The organism is Halobiforma lacisalsi AJ5, assembly GCF_000226975.2.
Taxonomy (GTDB): Archaea; Halobacteriota; Halobacteria; order Halobacteriales; family Natrialbaceae; genus Natronobacterium; species Natronobacterium lacisalsi.
In genome coordinates this window covers 273336-292394 of record NZ_CP019285.1, presented here as the reverse complement: position 1 = coordinate 292394, position 19059 = coordinate 273336, and the positions used below count along the sequence as shown (strand labels likewise).

Below are 19059 nucleotides of genomic sequence, written 5' to 3'. Positions count from 1 at the left end.
GGTTAGGGTCAGGGTCAGGGACAGAATCAGGGGCTCCCCTCGAGGTACACCGTCAATAGCTTCTCGAGGGCGACCCGGAGGTGCTGGTGGAATGTCTGTCGGGCGATCCCGAGCTGGTCCGCGAGGTCGCCCGCGTCGCTACGGCGTCGCGGCCACTCGAAGTAGCCGCCGTAGTAGGCGGCCTCGAGGGCGGTCCGCTGTCGGTCAGTCAGGAGTTCCTCGACCTCGCGCCGGAAGTCGCCGCGGGTCCGGACCGGCTGGTCGACGGTGTGTTTCGAGACCAGGGTCGCGTCTGGGTAGATCGCAGTCACTGCATCGACGAGTTCGCGGACGTTCGCATCGGGGCTGACCTGAACGAGGTCGGTCGAGACGCCGTGATCGACGACTTTCGAGCGGATCCGGCCGCCGTACTCCGCGAAGAGGCCGGCGATCGGCTCTTCGGCGACGACGAACTCCCAGTGGCTCTCCGTCCCGTCGATGTCGATCCGCCGGACGTCCCGGATAGAGGGGTGGTCCGTCGCTGCCTCGCGGAGCCGCTCCGGATCGGCGTCGGCGGCGGTGACGTAGTAGACGAACACCTCGTCGGTCAGCGGGAGGACGTGATCGAGCGTGAGCCGACAGTCCGCCCGCTCGGAGAGATCGACGCAGACGTCCCCCCGGTCCGTCGACTCGAACTCGAGTTCGACGACGGCGTCCATGTAGAGGAGTCGCCGGAGCGTCATCGCGTCGATCGCGTGGCCGACGGTGGCGCCGAACTCCTCGAGCACGCCGAGTTCGCGATCGGAGAACGGCGTCGGTTCGACGGCCGCGACCAGGAGGACGCCGAGCTCGCGGTCGCTCGCGACGAGCGGGACTACCGCGACCGCGCCGTAGCCGCGTTCGCGGGCGTCGGTACGCCAGGCCTCGATCTCGCTCTCGGCGATGGACGCGTACCCGTAGCCGCGACGGTCCTCGAGCGGCGACCCGCCGGCTGCGTCGGCGGGCGGCGCGACGAACGAGGCCACGAGGTCCTCCAGGTCGATCGACGCTGTCCCCGTCGCGACGCCGGCGCTGCGGCGGCCTCGAGGCTCGGCAGTTCGCGGACCGACCCCGTCCGGCTGATCGCGGCGAACCGGACGGGGTCGGCCGCCGCAAACCGTTCGACGACGGCGGCCTCGATCTCCTCGCGGCTCTCGGCGTCGACGATCTCTTCGTCGACCGCGCGAAAGACCGCGTTCAGTTCCTCGAGCCGCTCGAGTTCCTGCTCGCGAGCCGTCCGGTCGCTGACGTCGCGGCCGACGCCGGTGAAGCCGAGCACCCTCCCCTCGTCGTCGGTGATCCGGGCGCTGTTGAACTCGTAGGGGATCCGCTCGCCGGCGTTCGTCAGCAGGTCGGCCTCCGCGGTGACGTGTTCCGCCTCCTCGAGGACGCGTTCGATCGCCGCGTCGATCCGTTCCCGGTCCTCCGGGGCGACGAACTCGAGGGGGTCCATCTCGGCCAGTTCCGCCTCGGAGTAGCCCGTCACCTCCGGAACGCGGTCGTTCCATCGGATGTAATCCCGGGTCGCGTCGAACGCGTAGACGATGTCCGGCTGGGCCGCGAAGACGCTCTCGAGGAACGCTTGCTCCTCCCGTAGCTCCCGCTCGCGAGCGTTCCGCTCGCTGACGTCCCGACCGACGCCGGTACAACCGAGTACGGTACCCTGGTCGTCGGTGATCCGGGCGCTGTTGAACTCGTAGGGGATCCGCTCGCCGTCGTCCGTCAGGAGGTGTCCCTCCGCTGTAACCCGGTCGCCCTCCTCGAGGACGCGTTCGATCGCCGCCCTGATCCGCATCCGGTCGCCGGGCGCGACGAACGTCACTGGCTCCGCTCCGGACAGTTCGTCGGCGTCGTAGCCGGTGACGTCCTCGAAGCGGTCGTTCCAGTCCCTGAGTTGCCCGTCTACGTCGCAGGCGTAGAGGATGTCTGGCTGGGCGTCGAGTACGCTCTCGGTGAAGGCCTTCTCGGCGCGCAGTTCCTGCTGGCGTTCGTGGTCGTCGGTTCGGTCGTGGACGAACCAGCCGTACCCCAGTATCCCACCGTTCTCTGGGGGATCTTCCCCTCCGTTTCCGTCGCCCTCGTCGGCCTCGTTATCGGGCTTCTCTTTCTCGTCCTCGTCTTCGTCACCTTCGTCACCCTCGTTCGCCTCGCTTCCGTCTTCGCCCTCGAGCGCGTCGACTCCGAAATCGCCGTCCCCGATCGGGACGAGCACTTCCCTGGCCCAGAACCGGCCCCCGTCGCTCCGGATGCGCCAGCCGACGTCTTCGGCTCGCCCCTCCGTCCGCGCGCGCTCGAGGAGCCGTTCCGGTTGGCGCGCCTCCCGGTCCCCGTCGGGGAACAGGACCCGATAGTGGGTGCCGACGATCTCGTCCTCGTCGTACCCCGTGATCCGTCCCGCGGCCTCGTTCCAGGTAGCGACGCGGCCGCCGGCGTCGAGCAACGCGGCCGCGTAGTCGTCGACGACTGTGGTTACGTCGCGAACGTCGATCGTTACGTCTGTTAGCGCGCCGTTCCCCTCACCAACGTGCCCCCCTTCGTCGGGCGGGTCGCCTCGGTCCGTGTCGGTCATTCGGTCTGGTTTCGTGCCCATTGTTGACTACACACACTCACGAAAAGGCGTGGGTGGCTTTCGCAACGTGAAGGGGGCGGTGTCGACGGAAGCGGGCGACTTAACGGGGCCCGGCCCCCGACGACGAGTATGAGCGAGCTGGCGATCGTCGAGAGCCGCGCCGACCGCGCGTCGGTTCACATCTGCGACCACCTGCGGGACCTCGCGGACTGGGAGGTCCGTGAGGACGAGACCCGGCCCGATGCCCAGGGCGGCGGCGACTACTACCGCGCCGAAGGGGCCGAACTGCGTTCGTTCGAGGAGTTTCACCTCGAGCTCGAACGCCCCGTCGAGGCCTTCGACTGCGACCCCGATCTGCTCGTCTTCGCCTCGCGTCACTCGGGGGACACGGGGCCGCTGTTGACCGGCCACTTCACCGGGAACTTCGGCCCGGCCGAGTTCGGCGGCGAGGACCGCGCGGTCGCCGCGGCAGCGCCGAACGCACTCGCCCGCCTGCTCGAGGCGTTCGACGAGCACGCCCCCGATGGGTACGAGGTCGGCATGGAGTGTACTCATCACGGGCCGACCGACGTGGGCTGTCCCTCGCTGTTCGCCGAACTGGGCAGCGACGACGAGCAGTGGGACGACCCAGCGGGAGCCGCGGCCGTCGCCCGCGCGATCCTCGAGTTGCGCGGCGTCTCGCCCCACCGTGCGGAAGGGGTCGTCGGCTTCGGCGGCAACCACTACGTCCCCCGGTTCGAGCGGATCGTCAGGGAGACGCCGTGGGCCGTCGGTCACGTCGCCTCCGAGTGGGCCCTCGAGACCCTGGGCCATCCGGACACGGACGCCAACCGCGACGTCCTCGCGGCCGCCTTCGAAGCCAGCGACGCCGACCTGGCGCTGATCGACGGCGAGTGGCCCGTCCTCGAGGAGACGATCGCGGACCTGGGCTACCGCATCGTCAGCGAGACCTGGCTCCGCGAGGTCGAGGACCGGCCGCTCGAGGTGGTCGACGCGGTCGAATCGCGACTGGGGCCGGTCGACGATGGGGTCCGGTTCGGGAAGCAGGTCACCGAGTCGGTCGCCGTCGTCGACCTGCCCGGCGACCTCGTCGACGCCGCGGAAGGGATCGATCCCGACCGGGTGCGGGAGGCCGTCGCCGCCCACGCCGTCGCCTTCGCGACCGAAAACGGCGGGAGTCGCGTGGGATCCCGGGTCGCCGTTCCGGCCGACGACGCGGGCGACGGCGAGAACCGCCGCGACGCGATCGTCGAGGAACTGGCCACGATCCTCGAGGCGAAGTACGACAGCGTCGAGATCACCGACGAGGCCGTCGTCGCCGAGCGGACCTCCTTCGACCCGGAACTGGCTGCCGAGGCCGGCGTCCCGGAGGGGCCGAAGTTCGGCGCGCTCGCGAACGGCGAGGCGGTCACCGTCGACGGCGAACGTATCACTCCCGAAACCGTTCGGAGCCGCCAGACCGATCGGTTCCGGATCGAATAGATAACAGGAGTAACAGTAATACCGGCTTACCGCATTACGAGCGGTTTCACCAGGATATCTAGCCGTGGACAGGTAACGAGATAGTAAATTGTCTGACGGACGTCCGACGTGTAGGGGAAAGGTAATTATGCTCCATACTTTAGAAGGTCCCAAGAATGGACTCACTCATCGACGACGCCATCGACGAGGCCGAGGAGGGGGAGGGCGGACAGGCCGATCCCCCTGCCGACGCATCGCAGGAGGGCGACTCGTCGTCGGCCGACGAGAGCCAGGGTCGGGAGACCGGAACGATGACCGACGACGAACTCCAGGACGTTCTCGAGGACCTCCAGACTGACATCACGGTCGTCGGCTGCGGCGGCGCCGGCGGGAACACGATCAACCGGATGCACGAGGAGGGCATTCACGGCGCGAAACTCGTCGCCGCCAACACCGACGTTCAGCACCTCGTGGAGATCGAGGCCGACACCAAGATCCTGATGGGCGAGGAGAAGACCGGCGGCCGCGGCGCCGGGTCCCTGCCACAGGTCGGCGAGGAGGCCGCCCTCGAGAGCCAGGGCGACATCTACGACGCCATCGACGGCTCCGACATGGTCTTCGTCACGGCCGGACTCGGCGGCGGCACCGGGACCGGGTCCGCGCCCGTCGTCGCGAAGGCTGCCCGCGAGGCCGGCGCGCTGACGATCGCGATCGTCACGACGCCTTTCACCGCCGAGGGTGAGGTCCGCCGTACCAACGCCGAAGCCGGCCTCGAGCGGCTGCGCGACGTCTCCGACACCGTGATCGTCGTGCCCAACGACCGCCTGCTGGACTCGGTCGGCAAACTGCCCGTCCGCCAGGCGTTCAAGGTCAGCGACGAGGTCCTGATGCGCTCGGTGAAGGGCATCACCGAACTCATCACGAAGCCGGGGCTCGTGAACCTCGACTTCGCCGACGTCCGCACCGTCATGGAACGGGGCGGCGTCGCCATGATCGGGCTGGGCGAGGCCGACTCCGAGGCCAAGGCCGAGGACTCCGTGAAGACCGCCCTCCGATCGCCGCTGCTCGACGTCGACATCTCCGGCGCGAACTCCGCGCTGGTCAACGTCACCGGCGGCAACGACATGTCCATCGAGGAGGCCGAAGGCGTCGTCGAGGAGATCTACGACCGGATCGACCCCGATGCGCGTATCATCTGGGGGACCTCGATCGACGAAACCCTCGAGGGCAGCATGCGCACGATGATCGTCGTCACGGGCGTCCAGTCGCCCCAGATCTACGGCCAGCCCGACGGGGAGTCGGTCCAGCCGGAGATGGGAGGCGCCGGCGCCGCGGGTGCCGGCGGCGCTGGCACCGACGACATCGACTTCGTCGACTGATTCTCCACGCGACGGCCCCGTCCTCGAGCCGTCGTTCGCGACTCGTTACCGACGATTGGCGTCATCTATCCCCCTCGAGTCCGACCGCTCAGCGACGGATTCCCGGGTCGCCGCGGGAGCGACGTCGATCTTTCCCGCGAGATAGTCGAGACTGCCGACCAACAGGACCGTACCGATCGGCAACAGCCACGGCAACGTCGCCAGGAGCGCGCCGCTCACCTGAAGGCCGAGCGCGAGGGCGATCGCGGGCGCACAACAGACCGACCCCGAGAGCAGGGCGGGGACGGCCGCTGCGAGGCCGGCGCCGGCACCTTTCTTCGCTCCGCCGGCGCTCCTGTCGATCCCGCAGGCCGCCGGCCGAACGACCGCGAGGGAGGCGAGCGCGAGGTTGAGCCCCACCAGCCCCGAAAGCGCCGCGCCGATCGCGACGTCGATCGGCGAGACCAGCACCGTCCCGTAGCCGAACTCGAGCAGCGCGACCGGCTCGAAGGAGATCGGGCCGCGACGCTCGAGCGCGCGGGCGAGCGGGTCGTCGACGAGCAGCCAGCCGGTGCCGGCGTCGGCCCGGATCGCCAGCAGGTCGGTCACCCACAGGTACGCCAGCAGGTAGCCGGCCCCGACGACGGCCGCGACGGCGCGGGCGTCCCGACGGGCCAGAGCGAACCGGCAGGCGTCGACGGTCGTCCCCGCCCGCGAGCGGAGGTCAGTCATGCGTGTGGACGCTCGTCGACGGATAGAACCCTGCCCAGGCGAACCACATCGCGTCGTAGGCGTAGACCGACTCGAGCGGGAGGTCGGCGGGATCCCGTCGTTCGCCGTTCGGATCGATAACGGCCCCGGCGTCGGCGTCGTAGCCGTACTCCGTCGCGTCTTCGACGCGGTAGAGGTGGCCGACGTCGAACGTCGGATCGTAGGTCGCGAGGTAGTCGTCGCGCCCATCGCCGCCGATCCCGTAGACGCCCTCCTCCCGGAGGGCCTCGAGCGAGATCGCCAGCGGGCCGTCGTCGGACCGACTGCAGAGGAACGGCCGTTTGGGCGGGTAGCGGTCGTCGGCGGTCAGCGGGGCGAACGTCCAGTCAGTGTCCTCGGCGTAGTAGCCGCTCGGCGGATTGTACGCGCCGTAGGGATCGTTCCCGTAATCGCGGATGTAGTCCTGGTCGCTCGCGAGCACGACCGAGTCGGGGTAGGCCTCGGTCCAGCGTTCCCACGTCGTCCAGCGGACGGGAAACTCGACGAGCGAGGCAGCCTCGAGCGGCCCTTCCATCGCCGTCGCGAGCATCTGGGGCCAGTAGCTCTCCCCGTCCCGATCGTACATGACGAGGTTGCTGTTGAGCAGGTGGCCGGAGACGCCGAACTCGACGTCGCCGCGCTCGAACCCCATCGCGGTCCCGGTCAACGGACAGTACGTGACGGCGACCGGCTCCCCGCCGATCTCGTCGTTGACGATCTCGTGGTGGACGAGGACCGACTGGGGATAGGCCTTCGCCTCGCCGTTCCTGACGACGCCGAAGACGGGGTCGTCGGGGAGCCGATCGACGCTCTCGTCGACCGGTTCGAACGCGGGGTCGTCGATCGACGGAATCCCGTCGCGGGGGACGACTTCCCTGACCGTCGCCTCGCGCAGCGCCTCGAGGGAGTACTCGACGGGTAACTGCTCGTCCGCCGTCGGAACCGAGGACGCCTCGAGCGCGGCCTCGTCCGGCGAGGCGGTCATCCCGTCAGGGGCGGCCTCGGCCCCGCCTTCGCCCTCGTCGTATGGGCCCGACCGGCCGGGGCCGGAGCCGCCGAGACAGCCGGCGAGGCCGACCGCCGCGAGCGCGAGGACGCTTCGCCGCGAACGTCGTGTCATACGTGCCCGTATGGCACCGGCGGTCAACGCGGTGTCGTGGCCGTGTACGGGCGATGCACGACCGGCGAGCGGTCGCTCGAGGGAGGTCGCGACGAACGAAAAGAACCAATCGGACGGATTGCTGTACCGATTTCCCGGCGAAACCGCCGCCCGGGTCGCGGTCGTGCCGGAACTGATGGACTGGAACCCGTCCCATACTACCGGACAGAAGTCAATACGAAGTCGGTCGCGAGTTCGCGGCCGTTCCGATGTGGAACGGCCGCACATCTGCGACCGGCTTTATACAGTTCTGTCCGGCAGTATCAGTCGTCGGCCGCGGCGTGGCCCTCCGCGCCCTCGGCGTCGATCTCGCTCTCGATGCTCGGCGGGTACTTCCCGCGGTCGAGTTTCAGGTCGGACTGGGGCCGGGCCATACAGGTCAGCGCGTACTCCTCGGCCTCCTCCTCGGTCAGACCGCGGGCCGCGGGCTGGGTCACCTCTCCCTCGACGATCTCGGCCGAACAGGCCAGACACATCCCGACTCGGCAGGAGTACTCCTGTGCGATCCCCTCCTCGAGGCACCTGCTGAGGATCGTCTCCTTGTCCGAACAGGTGATCGTCTCACCCGTCCCGACGAACTCGACGGTGTATTCGGTCATGACCGTCGGTACGGCCGACCCCACTAAAATTCTTTATTACGAATCTGTTGCTGGGTAGACGACGAAACGATGGTCAGCGAACCGGTTCGGTTGTTTACTCATGCTCACTGACCACTAGTAAACATTGAACGACGCTATACCCGTTCCACGAACTTTAATTATGAACGTTAGTAACTCGCCAGCGGATGAACATCAATCGGAAACACGTCGCGGTCGTCGCAGTCGCGCTCCTGTTGGTGTTTGGGGGGAGCGCGCTGGCGTACTGGGGACAGACGACAGGCGGCGACGTCGACGTGCAACAGGTCGACGTCGAGACAGCAGATGGTGGAACGATAGATGGCTACCTCTACGTACCCGACGGGGTCACTGCGGACGATCCGGCACCGGGCGTCCTCGCGATCCACGGCTACATCAACTCGAAGGAGACTCAATCGAGTTTCGCGATCGAGTACGCCCGTGCGGGCCACGTCGTCCTGGCGATCGATCAACCGGGCCACGGCTACTCCGACCCGCCGGCTCACGCCCACGGCTGGGGCGGTCCGCCGGCGCTCGAGTACCTCGCCAACCACGAACTGGTCGACGAGGAGAACATCGGCCTCGAGGGCCACTCGATGGGCGGCTGGGCGGCGGTGTCGGCCGCCGCGGAGCATCCGGACAGCTACGAGTCCGTCGCGCTCGTCGGCTCCGCGACGGGAACCGCCGGTGCACCCGAGGGTGACGAGACGTTCCCGCGGAACCTCGGCGTCGTGTTCACCGAGTACGACGAGTTCCACTGGCTGATGTGGGAGAGCGAGACCGCGCCGACGACGCCGGAAAGCGAGAAGCTCCAGTCGGTCTTCGGCACGGACGAAGCCGTCGAGGAAGGCCAGGTCTACGGGGCTATCGACGACGGGACGGCACGATACCTCTCGATGCCGGCCACGACCCATCCCGGCGCACATCACTCTCCGACGGCCGTCGCGGAGACCGTCGACTGGACGGTCGAGACGCTCGAAGGAAACGAGGATCCCGACGGTCAGCTCTGGTACTGGAAGGAACTCGGTACGGCGCTCGCGTTGCTCGGCGGCGTACTGTTCCTGTTCCCCGCGGTCGAGGCGCTCTCGCGAACCGGCCCGCTCGAGGGAGCGACCCGGACGCTCCCGGAACCGATCGCCGAACGGAACCGCGGCTGGTACGTCGCGGCCGTTCTCACGGCACTCGTTCCGGTCGTCCTCTACTATCCGGCGATGCTCCTGGGCAGCGAGGCGGTACCGGTGACGGCCGTGACGCCACAGAGCGAGACGAACGGGATCGTTTTGTGGGCGCTCGCGAACGTCGTCGTCATCGCCGCCCTGTTCGGACTGTGGCACCGCGGCAGCGGCCGTTCGCTGACCGACGAGCGCTACGGACTCGATGTCGGTGAGGGCCTCGGGACGATCGGTCGGTCGCTCGCGATCGCCGCCGGTGCCGTCGGCGGGCTCTACGTCCTGCTGTGGGTCGTCGACGCGGTGTTCATGACCGACTTCCGTGTCTGGGTGTTCGGCGTGAAGCTCATGTCCGATCTCCACGTGCGGATCTTCCTCACGTACCTGCCCGCCCTGTTTGCGTTCTTCGTCGCGCTCGAGGTGCTGCTCCACGGTCGCCTGCGGACCGCCGAGACGACCGACTCGCTCCCGTGGGCCATGGCGACCAACGCCCTTGCGCTCACGGGCGGGTTCGTCGTTCTGCTCGTGATCCAGTACGGCGTCCTGTTCGCGACGGGTGCGCTCGCCGTCCCGATCACCGCGTTGCAGACGATCATCGCCTTCCAGTTCGTGGCGTTGCTGCCGGTCGTCGCAGTGGTGTCGACGTACTGTTTCCACCGGACCGGACGGAGCTGGACCGGTGCGTTCCTGAACGCCCTCCTGGTCACGTGGGTGATCGTCGCCTCGCAGGCGATTCACTACCCCTTCTAGGGTCGATCACCGAATCACGTCGGAACGGTTCGTCGGATTCCGACGGGCAAGCGCGGACACATCGACCATAAAACGTTTTCTTGCCGGGATATCAAGGCTGTTGGTATGAGTACGCAGGATCAGTCGGCCGCCGATACGGCGACACGGACGCACTCCCCGGACGTCGTCGTCGTCGGCGCCGGCACAGCAGGGTGTTACGCCGCAGCGACGGTCGCACGGGAAGGGTACGACGTAGTGATCCTCGAGCGCAAAAGCGAGGAGGAGGCGGGCCACATCGCCTGCGGGGACGCCCTGAAGGGCGCGAGTGACTTCCCCGAGTCGATCCCCAAGTCGAAACTCGAGCCCGCGATCACCAACACGGAGGTCGACCACGGCCGCTTCGAGATCCCCCAGGAGGACACCGTCCTCGAGATTCCGGTTCCCGGCGAACTCGCGGTCATCGACCGCTGGGAGTACGGCAAGCGCATCATCGAGGGCGCGCGTGAAGCGGGCGCGGAACTGCATTACGACACTGTCGTCCAGACGGTCGTCCAGGAGGGCGAAACGGGTCGGGTCACCGGCGTCGAAGGGATACACGCCGGCGAACCGGTCAGCTACGAGGCCGACGTCGTCATCGACGCCGCGGGCTCGCTGTCGGTCCTGCAGGACGAGGTCGACTTCTCGGCGTCGACGTTCGACACCAACGTCGACTACACCCACTTCTGTTCGGCCTACCGCGAGATCGTCCGCGTCGACGAGCCCGTCGAGTGGTCCGACGCCCTCGTGTTCAAGCCGACCGAGCGTGCGGCCGGCTACCTCTGGTACTTCCCGCGGACCGAGACCGAGATCAACGCCGGGCTGGGCTTCCAGATGACCGAAGAGCCCATGAAACTCGTCGACGACCTCAAGCGGGACCTCGAGACTCGCGAGGAGTTCGACGGGGCCGACGTCGAGGACAAACTCGGCGCTGCCCTCCCGACGCGCCGCCCGTACGACTCGGCGGTCCACCCCGGCTACATGGCCGTCGGCGACGCCGCTGGCCACGTCAACCCCACCACCGGCGGGGGCATCGCCGGCGCGGCCTACGCCGGCAAGTACGCCGCCGAACAGGCGATCGAGGGCCTCGAGACCGGCGACTTCAGCGAGGAGACGTTCTGGGAGTACAACGAGCTCGTGATGGATCACTTCGGGGCCCGCTACGCCGCCCTGGACGTCTACAACATCCTCTCGACGGCCGTCGACGTCGACGACCTGATGGGGCTGCTCGCGGCGATGCCGGGCGACAAGCTCGCCGAGGCGCTCTATTCGGGTAGTACGGACATCGGCATGAAGCTCAAACTCGAGGCCCTGCTCAAGAGCCGCGGCCACTGGGGAACGATCTGGAACCTCTATCAAACGAAACGCCGCGCCGACGACCTGCTTGCCCACTACGAGGACTACCCCTCGAGCCCGGACGAACTCGAGGCCTGGCAGGAACGCCGCGACGAACTGATGGACGCGGTCTACGAGACGACCGGCGCGGATCCGAAGTACTGAAACCAAACTGTTGCGCTGTCTTTCGTACCTCGCAGGATCGGAGATTCCGCTTGGCTTTGCCAGAAAACTACTCCTCTCCGTTCCAGGCGGTCATAGAGCGCCTTCCACATCAGTCGTCGGCCCGCTCGCTCACCGACTCACGGCCTCCGGTCGTTCGTCTTCCCGCGGCGCTACGCACCGCGCTTTCGTTCGCTCGCGGTCGTTATCGGGCAACTACCTGCCTTTCCCCGAGTTGCGGCGACCGTCCATCCTGGCTCCGATTTTCGAATTCATGGAATACATGGAAAGTCGTGTTCAGCCATCAGGAATCCGGATGGATCAGATGCGATCCCGAAGCCGTTCGACGCGCTTCTCGGTCGGCGGATGCGTCCCGAAGATCCGACGCGCGACGAACCGCCGGGTCCGGTCGAAAAACCGGTGTTCATCCCACGGTGGTGGGACGATCGCGAACGCCGCCGTCGAGCGAGGGTGGCGAAAGTCACTCGAGGGACTCGTCTCGAGGTCGCGATCCAGCGTCTCGAGGGCGCTCGCGAGTGCCGCGGGGTCGCCAGTGATCGCGACGGCCCCACGGTCGGCGACGTACTCTCGATAGCGGCTGACGACTGCGACGGACCAGCGGACGATTCCGACGACGAACCCAGCTAGCAGTGCCACGAACGGGTGATAGTCGTAGCGTTCGAGGATCGCAGTCGCGGAGGCTGCGGGCATCGACAACGCAGTCACCACGGCCGCGTCCCGATTCGTGACGTGGGCGAGTTCGTGTGCGAGGACGGCATCCAGTTCCCGGTCGTCGACGGCCTCGAGCAGCCCCCGCGAGACGACGAGCGTCGAACTCTCCGGCCGGTAGCCGACGGTCGCCGCGGTCGGCGTCGCTGTGACTCCGAGGCGGACGGTCGGCGAGGGCAGGTCAGCCTGTCTGGCGAGTCGATCGACGCGCCCCTGGACGGCTGCCCGACGTCGTTCGACCTCCTCATCGGGCCGTTCGAGGACGCGAACGGACTCCGATACGTCGCGAAGCGCGGCAGCGTCGTCGGTCCACTCACGATGGACGAGCCAGACGAGATGCGCGAGCGCACCGAGGACGCCGACGGTGGCCGCCGCGTACAACGGATCGATCATCGACCGCCACGCGATCCGTTCTGCGAGGCCGAATCCGACGAACGTCCCGACGACCAGCCCGCCGAGCAGGGCAAGGGTTCGTGGCCAGTTCGCGAGTACCCTCGCGGACAGCAGCGATTCGCCGACGGCTTCGACGGTGTCGGCCATCCCGTCGTGTGACAGTCGATCCGACAGCGTCCGTGCAGGGTAGAGCCGCCGGACGACCACTGCGAGGAGGTACCAGCAGACGAACAGCCCGGTCAATAGCACCGAGAGGACGAACAGCAACGAGAGAAACTCCTCGAGGGACGCCAGCACGATCAACGCGAGCAATGCCACGGTGACGACTTCGAACGCAAGGACGACGAACTGCCCAAGCGCGACGAGGGTCGCGGCGACCGCCAGCCGAAGCCAGAGTCCCAGTTGAAGTCGCGTCGGACGGATCACGAGGGTGCCACCTCGAGTACGAACACCGCCAGCGAAGGGCGGGAGACCATCGACGTGGGGGAGGGAAGACGCACTCTCGAATGTTCGTTTCGACAGGATTTCCAAGAAGATTACGAGTCCCGACTCGTGTTGTCAGGGTCGCTCTTCGGCGACCCGCTCGATCGCTCCCGCGAGCGTCTCCACGCCGTGACCGATGCTCTCCTCGTCGACGTCGAACGTCGCGGTGTGGTGGCCGCCGGGGTGATCCGTCCCGACGCCGACGTAACATGCCTTCCCGCCGTTTTGCTGGACCTCACGCATCAGGAACGTGGCGTCCTCGCTGCCGCCGAGTTCGTCGCGCTCGAGGATACGCTCGACGCCCTCGACGTCGCCGGCGGCGTCCGCGACGAGCGTCGCGAGTGCCTCGTCGCTCGTGGCGCTCGGGGCCTGCGCGCCGAGTTCGACCTCGACCTCGCAGTCGTGCATCTCCGCGGCCGACCTGATCACGCGTTCGGCGTTGTCGGCCATGTACTCCATCAGTTCGGTCGTCTCGCCGCGGACCTCAGCGAGGATCCGCGCGGACTCGGGGATCACGTTGGCCGCGCTCCCGCCCTCGACCCTGCCCGCGTTGATCCGCGTCGGGCCGTCGCTGTTGCGCGGGATCGCATAGAGGTTCTGGACCGCCGTCGCCATCGCCTGAACGGCGTTGCGCCCCTGCTCGGGGTGGCCGCCCGCGTGGGCCGGCTCCCCGGAGAACTCGGCCTCGAGGTGCGAGACGGCGAGGAAGCCGTCGATGGCGGCGACGATTTCGCCGGTCGGGTGGTCGAGCCCGATGTGGGCCGCCAGCAGGTAGTCGACGTCCGCGATGTGTTCGCTCTTGGCCATCGACTTGCCGCCGCCGATGACCTCCTCGGCGGGCTGGAAGAACACCTTCAGCGTGCCCTCGAAGTCGCTGTCGACGATCTCCTCGAGGACGCCGACGCCGATCGTCGCGTGCGCGTCGTGGCCGCAGGCGTGCATCGCGCCTTCGTGTTCCGAGCGGAAGCCCTCGGCCGCGGGCGCGTGGTCGGCGTCCTCGCTCTCGGCGCGGGGGAGGCCGTCGATGTCCACCCGGAGGCCGACTGTCGGGCCGTCTCCCTTCTCGAGCACCGCGACCGCGCCCGTGTAGCCGCCCTCGAGGGACTCGAGGACGCCTTCGTCGACGCCCGTCTCCCGTGCGCGCTCGAGGGCGTGGGTGAGTTCGGCGTCGTCGGGGACGGCCAGGCGGTGATCGGTCGCGATGGCGTCGGGGCCGACGTGGAGTTCGGCGAGGTCGTCGCCGAACCGCGACTCGAGTTCCTCGACGATGCGTGCGGTCGTGTAGAACTCGCGCCAGGCGGGTTCGGGTCGACGGTGCAAGTCGCGGCGAAGTTCGACCAGGTCGTCCGCGGTCATATCCCCTACTGGGCAGCGGCGCCAAAAAGTGCTATCGAAGGCGGAACCTCGGTCGGGTCCGTCGCAGGCGTCGGAGTGCGGGACCGTCCGGCGTCGCGTTTCGCGGCAGTCCTCGAGACTGCGAACGCGGAGGGCAGCGTTTATGTCCCTGTGTGCCGGTCCGAGAATCGATGGCTCCCGAGCGTGAACGCGGCACCGGCACCGACTCCGACTCCGACTCCGACTCAGAGTACGGGTTCGAGCCCGGGTGCGGGAGCGAAAGCGAGCGACCGAACGTCCATCGAGCGTTCGATGCGCTCGCCGACGAATACGACCGCAAGGGCGACGAGAAACCCGCGAACGCTCACCTCGAGCGGCCGGCGACCCGCTCGTTGGTCCCCGACGTGGACGGCGCTCGCGTCCTCGATGCCGGCTGCGGGGCCGGACACCTCACGCGCGAACTCGTCGACCGCGGCGCGGCCGTTGTCGGCCTCGACGCCAGCGCGGAGATGCTCGCGTACGCCCGGGAGCGGGTCCCCGAAGCGGTCCTCTGTCGGGCCGACCTCGGACGTGAACTTCCGTTTGCGGAGGGCTCGTTCGACGGGGTCGTCAGCTCCCTGGCGTTCCACTACGTTCGGGACTGGGGACGCCTGTTTCGGAACCTCCGGCGCATCCTCGAGCCCGGCGGCTGGCTCGTCTTTTCGATGCAGCATCCCCACGCCGACTTCGAGGAGTACGACGACACGGAGAACTACCACGACGTGGAACGGGTGTCGGCCGTCTGGGACTCGTTCGGAACGGCGGTAGCAGTGCCCGCGTATCGTCGCCCGCTCTCGGCGGTCTTCTCGCCCGCGCTCGAGACCGGGTTTCGACTGGAGCGACTCGTCGAGCCGACGCCGACGGAAGCCTACCGTCGGAAAAGCCCTGAGCGCTACGAGTACGAACGGACACACCCGAACTTCCTCTGTCTGCGGTTCAGCCGTCCCGAATCGGAGTCCACGGACGGATGAGGAGTCGCACCCACGTCGGTTCAGTTCCCGCGGCCGGCGCCGTGGATCTGTTCGACTTCGGCCTCGATGTGGACGGAGTCCGGGAAGTCCTGTTCGGCGATGTTGCGCGCGAGGTTGTCGTGGCCGTGAATCTCGAGTTCACGGGTGAAGACCGTGTAGTTCCAGGAGGTAAAGTGCCGATCGTCGTCGGCGTGGAGCCGGCAGTGCTGTGGGACCGAGATGTCCGTCGGAGGATGGGAGTGTGGCCCTTTCAGTTCCGCACCTTTCCGTTCGGCGGTCGTTTTGATGTCGTCGACGATACCCTCGAGCGCGGCTCGGTCGCCGCTTTGCAGCGTGAGGCGGGTGACGAAGGTCATGGCTGTGGCTGAGTTACGACACAGTCGACGGCCAGCGCGTAAAAACTTGCTGAGATGGGGCGGTCGGGACTCGAGTTTCGGGACTCGAGACCAACGCCTCCGGGCGTGGAATCGAACGCACGTCACGTGCCGCCGGCGTCGGACCGACGATCCGGGACCGTCCTCGCTCGCGGGTGTTCGTTTAACGAACAGTCCGATATTCTCTTAACGTCGCGCCTAGTACTTCGGTTAATGGCAGTCGAAGCTACGAGCGCAGGCGCGATCCTCTTCCGCGACACGCGGGGCCGGCGCGAGTATCTTCTACTCAAGAGCCGCCCAGGCGACTGGGAGTTTCCCAAGGGCGGTGTCGAAGGAGATGAAGAGCTACAGCAGACGGCGATCCGCGAAGTAAAGGAAGAGGCAGGTATCGAACAGTTCCGGCTCCTCGACGGGTTTCGCGAGGATTACGACTACGTCTTCGAGGCGAACGGCAAGACGATCCACAAGACCGTTCACCTCTTCATTGCGAAGTCGTTCGAGGCCAGCGCGGAACTGTCCAACGAACATCGCGACCTGCAGTGGCGCGACTACGAACAGGCCGTAAACACCGTCACGCAGGACGGTCCACGCGAGATCCTCGAGCAGGCCCACGAGTTCCTCGACGAGCGGGAGGACGAGGAGGACGAAGAGTAGGAGCGCGAAGCGAGTCACCCCGACGATTTCTCGTTCCGTCGAGCACACGACGGCCGCTCTCGAGGCCTAGGTTCGGTTCGATGCGAGCCGAACCCCACAGTCCCGACCCCGCCGATATCGTTTCCCTCCGCTCGACCGGTATCCGGGGCCCGGCCTCGGTCGCCGGTTCGATCGGGCAGGTTTTTCCCCATCCGCGAGTACGGCCCGGCGTGGACGATTCGGACGCGTACAGCACCGAGTTCGGCTTCGAGTTGCGAACCTGCCGGTGGGCCGAGCGCGAGTGGCCGCCCGGAGCCGACGACGATACCCCGGTGATCGTCGCCCGCCAGCTGGGCACCGAGCGGCGGCGCTGGGACACCATCGTCCTCGAGTGCGACCCCGACGCCCTCCGGAAGCGCGCCAGGTTCGGCCGGAAGCGCCTCGATAGCGATCTCCTCCACGCCGTGCGGAACGCGCCGGCGGAGTGGACATACTACCGCGATGCCCTCCCCCATCCCGGCTACCCGTGGCGGTACGTCCGCGAGGCGATCCACCGTGCGGACGACCGAGGGATCCTCGAGACGCGCAAGGACGGCAACCGCATCCAGGTCCGGCGCAAGTGGCCCTATCCCGACTGGTGCGAGCGGATCGTCGCCGTCGAGAACAAACCCGACCTCGATCGGTCGGCGGCCCGGCGACTCCGCCCGCAACTCGAGTTCGACGTGGCGATGGCGCTGGCCGACGAGGTCTGGGTCGCGACCCAACGGACGGGCGAACGGGTCGAGCCGATTCTGCTCGAGGACCTGCCGGTCGAGGCGGGCGTCCTCGCGTTCGACCCGGATACGCTGTCGGCCGACGTGGCCTGGCACCCCCGAACGCTGGCGGTCGAGAAGCCCGGAACGCGGATCCTCGAGCGGCCGAACGCCGCCGGCGAGCGGGACGGTTCCGCGGCCCGGTTCGAGTACGCCGATCCCGAGTGGAAGCGCGAGCGGCGACTCGCGATCGCCGAACGGGCCTACGAACGGGGCTGGCGCTCGTTCGTCGACACGATGCGGCCGGACTGCCGACAGTTCCGGCTTCGGGAGGTCGACGGCCAGTTGCTCCCCTACTGCGACGCGAAAGACCGGCAGCCGACCGCCGCCGAGTGTTCGGGTTCCTGTTCGTCGTACGAACCGGAGCCGCCCACGTGGCGGACGAAGGGGTGGCCGATCGAGGGCGGTCCCGGAAAACGGTTCAAAGCGTTGCTCGCGGATCGCCGTCGCCGACGGCGGCCGGGACTCGAGACCGAGGAGTAGGGCCGTTCGCTATCGACCGATTTTCGATCCTGACCGCCGTCAGCTGACGATCCCGGGAACGTCCTCGAGGGGTGCGTACCGGGTCGTCCCGTCGCGGGCCTCGAGTTCGACCTCGCCGGTCTCCCGGTAGTGGTTCCCGAGGATCGCTTTTTCGGGGATTCCGAGCAGGTCGCTCTCGGCGAACCGTTCGCCGATCGTCCGGTCGGGGTCGTCGAACAGCAGCGTTTCGGCCGTCCCGCAGCGCTCGTGAAGGCGGTCGGCCGCCTCGCGCAGGTCCGCGTCGCCGTACTCGAGGGGGATCACGGCGAGGCGATAGGGAGCGATTTCGGGAGTGGCGACGTCCCCGTCCTCGAGCGCCGCGGACGAGTCGGGCCAGCGACAGCCGTTCTCGTCGGCGTACTGCTCGAGGAGGGCGTGGAGGAGCCGTTCGACGCCGATGCCGTAGCTCCCCATGAGGACGTGGCGCTGCCCGCCGCCGGCGGTGTCGATCGTCAACTCCATGGGCTCGGCGTAGCGCGTCCCGAGTTGGAAGAGGTGGCCGACCTCGATTCCTTCGCCGGCCGCGAGCCGGCCGCCACACTCGGGGCAGTCGTCGCCGGCCACGAGGTCGGCGCGGGGCGACTCGTCGGTCACGCCGAACCGACAGCCCGCCGCGGTACAGTGTCGGATCTCGACCGTCCCCGCGCCGGTCTCGGTCAGCGCGACGAACTCCTCGGAGTTCGTCCCGCCCATGACGCTGTTGTCGGCCGCCGCGACGACGAACTCGAGGCCGAGCGACTCGAAGACCCGGACGTAGGCGTCTCGGACCCGCTCGTAGCACTCCCGGAGGGAGTCCTCGGTCGCGTGGAAGCTGTAGGCGTCTTTCATCGTGAACTCCTTCGTCCGCAGGAGGCCGTTGCGGGCGTGGTCGTCGCGGTGTTTCCGCTCGATCTGGTACACCAGCAGGGGCAGGTCGTCGTAGGAACGGACGACACCGTCGACGAGGTGGACCGCACCCTCCTCGTGGGAGGGGGCCAGACAGAGGCGCTTGCCGTCGCGGTTCTCGAGCGTGAACATCTCGCCCTCGAAGCTCTCCCAGCGACCGCTTCGCTGCCAGATGCCGGCGTCGTTCAGCGAGGGGAGGCTGATCCGTCGGCCGCCCGCGGCGTCCATCTCGCGCTCGAGCAGGGCGACGAGGTTCTCCCGGACGCGCTGGCCGGTGGGCGTGAAGCCGTAGAGCCCGCTGCCGAACTGTCGGACGAGGCCGGCCCGTGCTGTGAGTGCGACGGTCTCGTTCTCGTGGCCGTTGGTCTCCCGGCTGGTGAAAAGCAGCGACTCGCTACGCCGCACTGCGATCACCTCCGTCGACGTGGCCATCGGCATCGATCCGTATGTGTCCAGTCTCCGTGCGATCGTCGCGGTCGTCGTCTACGCGGTTGCCGTCGCCGTAGCGTCGGCTACGACACGT

The 19059-nt window shown here is 67.9% G+C and carries 14 protein-coding genes and 1 pseudogene; 7 read left to right on the top strand and 8 right to left on the bottom strand.

Going from position 1 to position 19059, the window contains the following annotated elements; genetic code table 11:
• Positions 1-26 precede the first annotated feature (26 nt).
• Positions 27-2587 (bottom strand): annotated as a pseudogene (locus tag CHINAEXTREME_RS01285) (PAS domain S-box protein).
• Between the two features lie 129 nt (positions 2588-2716).
• Here CHINAEXTREME_RS01285 and CHINAEXTREME_RS01280 point away from each other — a divergent pair.
• Positions 2717-4069, top strand: coding sequence for a D-aminoacyl-tRNA deacylase (locus tag CHINAEXTREME_RS01280; protein ID WP_007142323.1), 1353 nt, complete (start codon positions 2717-2719; stop codon positions 4067-4069).
• A gap of 155 nt (positions 4070-4224) precedes the next feature.
• The gene (gene ftsZ, locus CHINAEXTREME_RS01275; protein ID WP_007142324.1) at positions 4225-5427 is read left to right on the top strand and encodes a cell division protein FtsZ; all 1203 of its coding nucleotides are present in this window, start codon (positions 4225-4227) and stop codon (positions 5425-5427) included.
• 45 nt (positions 5428-5472) lie between these two features.
• On the opposite strand, the gene CHINAEXTREME_RS01270 is transcribed toward ftsZ, so the two are convergent.
• The 3 genes from CHINAEXTREME_RS01270 to CHINAEXTREME_RS01260 all read right to left on the bottom strand — a co-directional run bounded on the left by CHINAEXTREME_RS01270 (position 5473) and on the right by CHINAEXTREME_RS01260 (position 7914).
• A complete protein-coding gene (locus CHINAEXTREME_RS01270) occupies positions 5473-6138 on the bottom strand; it encodes a hypothetical protein (protein ID WP_007142325.1) in 666 nt (221 codons plus the stop codon).
• Positions 6131-7276: a DUF3179 domain-containing protein gene (locus tag CHINAEXTREME_RS01265; protein ID WP_010546487.1), complete on the bottom strand. Its 1146-nt coding sequence runs from the start codon at positions 7274-7276 to the stop codon at positions 6131-6133. The genes CHINAEXTREME_RS01270 and CHINAEXTREME_RS01265 overlap by 8 nt, the downstream gene beginning before the upstream one ends.
• A 302-nt stretch (positions 7277-7578) precedes the next feature.
• A complete protein-coding gene (locus CHINAEXTREME_RS01260) occupies positions 7579-7914 on the bottom strand; it encodes a 2Fe-2S iron-sulfur cluster-binding protein (RefSeq protein ID WP_007142327.1) in 336 nt (111 codons plus the stop codon).
• Positions 7915-8099: 185 nt separating this feature from the next.
• On the opposite strand from CHINAEXTREME_RS01260, the gene CHINAEXTREME_RS01255 reads away from it, so the two are divergent.
• Both CHINAEXTREME_RS01255 and CHINAEXTREME_RS01250 read left to right on the top strand, forming a co-directional pair.
• The gene (locus CHINAEXTREME_RS01255) at positions 8100-9848 is read left to right on the top strand and encodes an alpha/beta hydrolase family protein (RefSeq protein WP_007142328.1); all 1749 of its coding nucleotides are present in this window, start codon (positions 8100-8102) and stop codon (positions 9846-9848) included.
• Between the two features lie 105 nt (positions 9849-9953).
• Positions 9954-11363, top strand: a complete 1410-nt coding sequence (locus CHINAEXTREME_RS01250; RefSeq protein WP_007142329.1) for a geranylgeranyl reductase family protein — start codon at positions 9954-9956, stop codon at positions 11361-11363.
• Positions 11364-11681: 318 nt separating this feature from the next.
• Here CHINAEXTREME_RS01250 and CHINAEXTREME_RS01245 read toward each other — a convergent pair whose 3' ends face one another.
• Both CHINAEXTREME_RS01245 and CHINAEXTREME_RS01240 read right to left on the bottom strand, forming a co-directional pair.
• Positions 11682-12908: a M48 family metallopeptidase gene (locus tag CHINAEXTREME_RS01245; protein WP_007142330.1), complete on the bottom strand. Its 1227-nt coding sequence runs from the start codon at positions 12906-12908 to the stop codon at positions 11682-11684.
• Positions 12909-13040: 132 nt separating this feature from the next.
• Entirely contained in the window at positions 13041-14321 is a 1281-nt protein-coding gene (locus CHINAEXTREME_RS01240) for an amidohydrolase (RefSeq protein ID WP_007142331.1), read from the bottom strand.
• Between the two features lie 170 nt (positions 14322-14491).
• Here CHINAEXTREME_RS01240 and CHINAEXTREME_RS01235 point away from each other — a divergent pair, with 170 nt between their 5' ends.
• Positions 14492-15310: a class I SAM-dependent methyltransferase gene (locus CHINAEXTREME_RS01235; RefSeq protein WP_007142332.1), complete on the top strand. Its 819-nt coding sequence runs from the start codon at positions 14492-14494 to the stop codon at positions 15308-15310.
• A gap of 20 nt (positions 15311-15330) precedes the next feature.
• On the opposite strand, the gene CHINAEXTREME_RS01230 is transcribed toward CHINAEXTREME_RS01235, so the two are convergent.
• Positions 15331-15666 (bottom strand): uS10/mL48 family ribosomal protein, encoded by a 336-nt coding sequence (locus tag CHINAEXTREME_RS01230; protein ID WP_007142333.1) that lies wholly within the window; start codon positions 15664-15666, stop codon positions 15331-15333.
• 231 nt (positions 15667-15897) lie between these two features.
• Here CHINAEXTREME_RS01230 and CHINAEXTREME_RS01225 point away from each other — a divergent pair, with 231 nt between their 5' ends.
• Both CHINAEXTREME_RS01225 and CHINAEXTREME_RS01220 read left to right on the top strand, forming a co-directional pair.
• Positions 15898-16338 (top strand): bis(5'-nucleosyl)-tetraphosphatase, encoded by a 441-nt coding sequence (locus tag CHINAEXTREME_RS01225; protein WP_007142334.1) that lies wholly within the window; start codon positions 15898-15900, stop codon positions 16336-16338.
• An 80-nt stretch (positions 16339-16418) separates the two neighbouring features.
• Positions 16419-17612: a DUF5787 family protein gene (locus CHINAEXTREME_RS01220; RefSeq protein WP_007142335.1), complete on the top strand. Its 1194-nt coding sequence runs from the start codon at positions 16419-16421 to the stop codon at positions 17610-17612.
• A 39-nt stretch (positions 17613-17651) separates the two neighbouring features.
• On the opposite strand, the gene CHINAEXTREME_RS01215 is transcribed toward CHINAEXTREME_RS01220, so the two are convergent.
• The gene (locus tag CHINAEXTREME_RS01215; protein ID WP_007142336.1) at positions 17652-18968 is read right to left on the bottom strand and encodes an aminoacyl--tRNA ligase-related protein; all 1317 of its coding nucleotides are present in this window, start codon (positions 18966-18968) and stop codon (positions 17652-17654) included.
• Between the last annotated feature and the right edge of the window lie 91 nt (positions 18969-19059).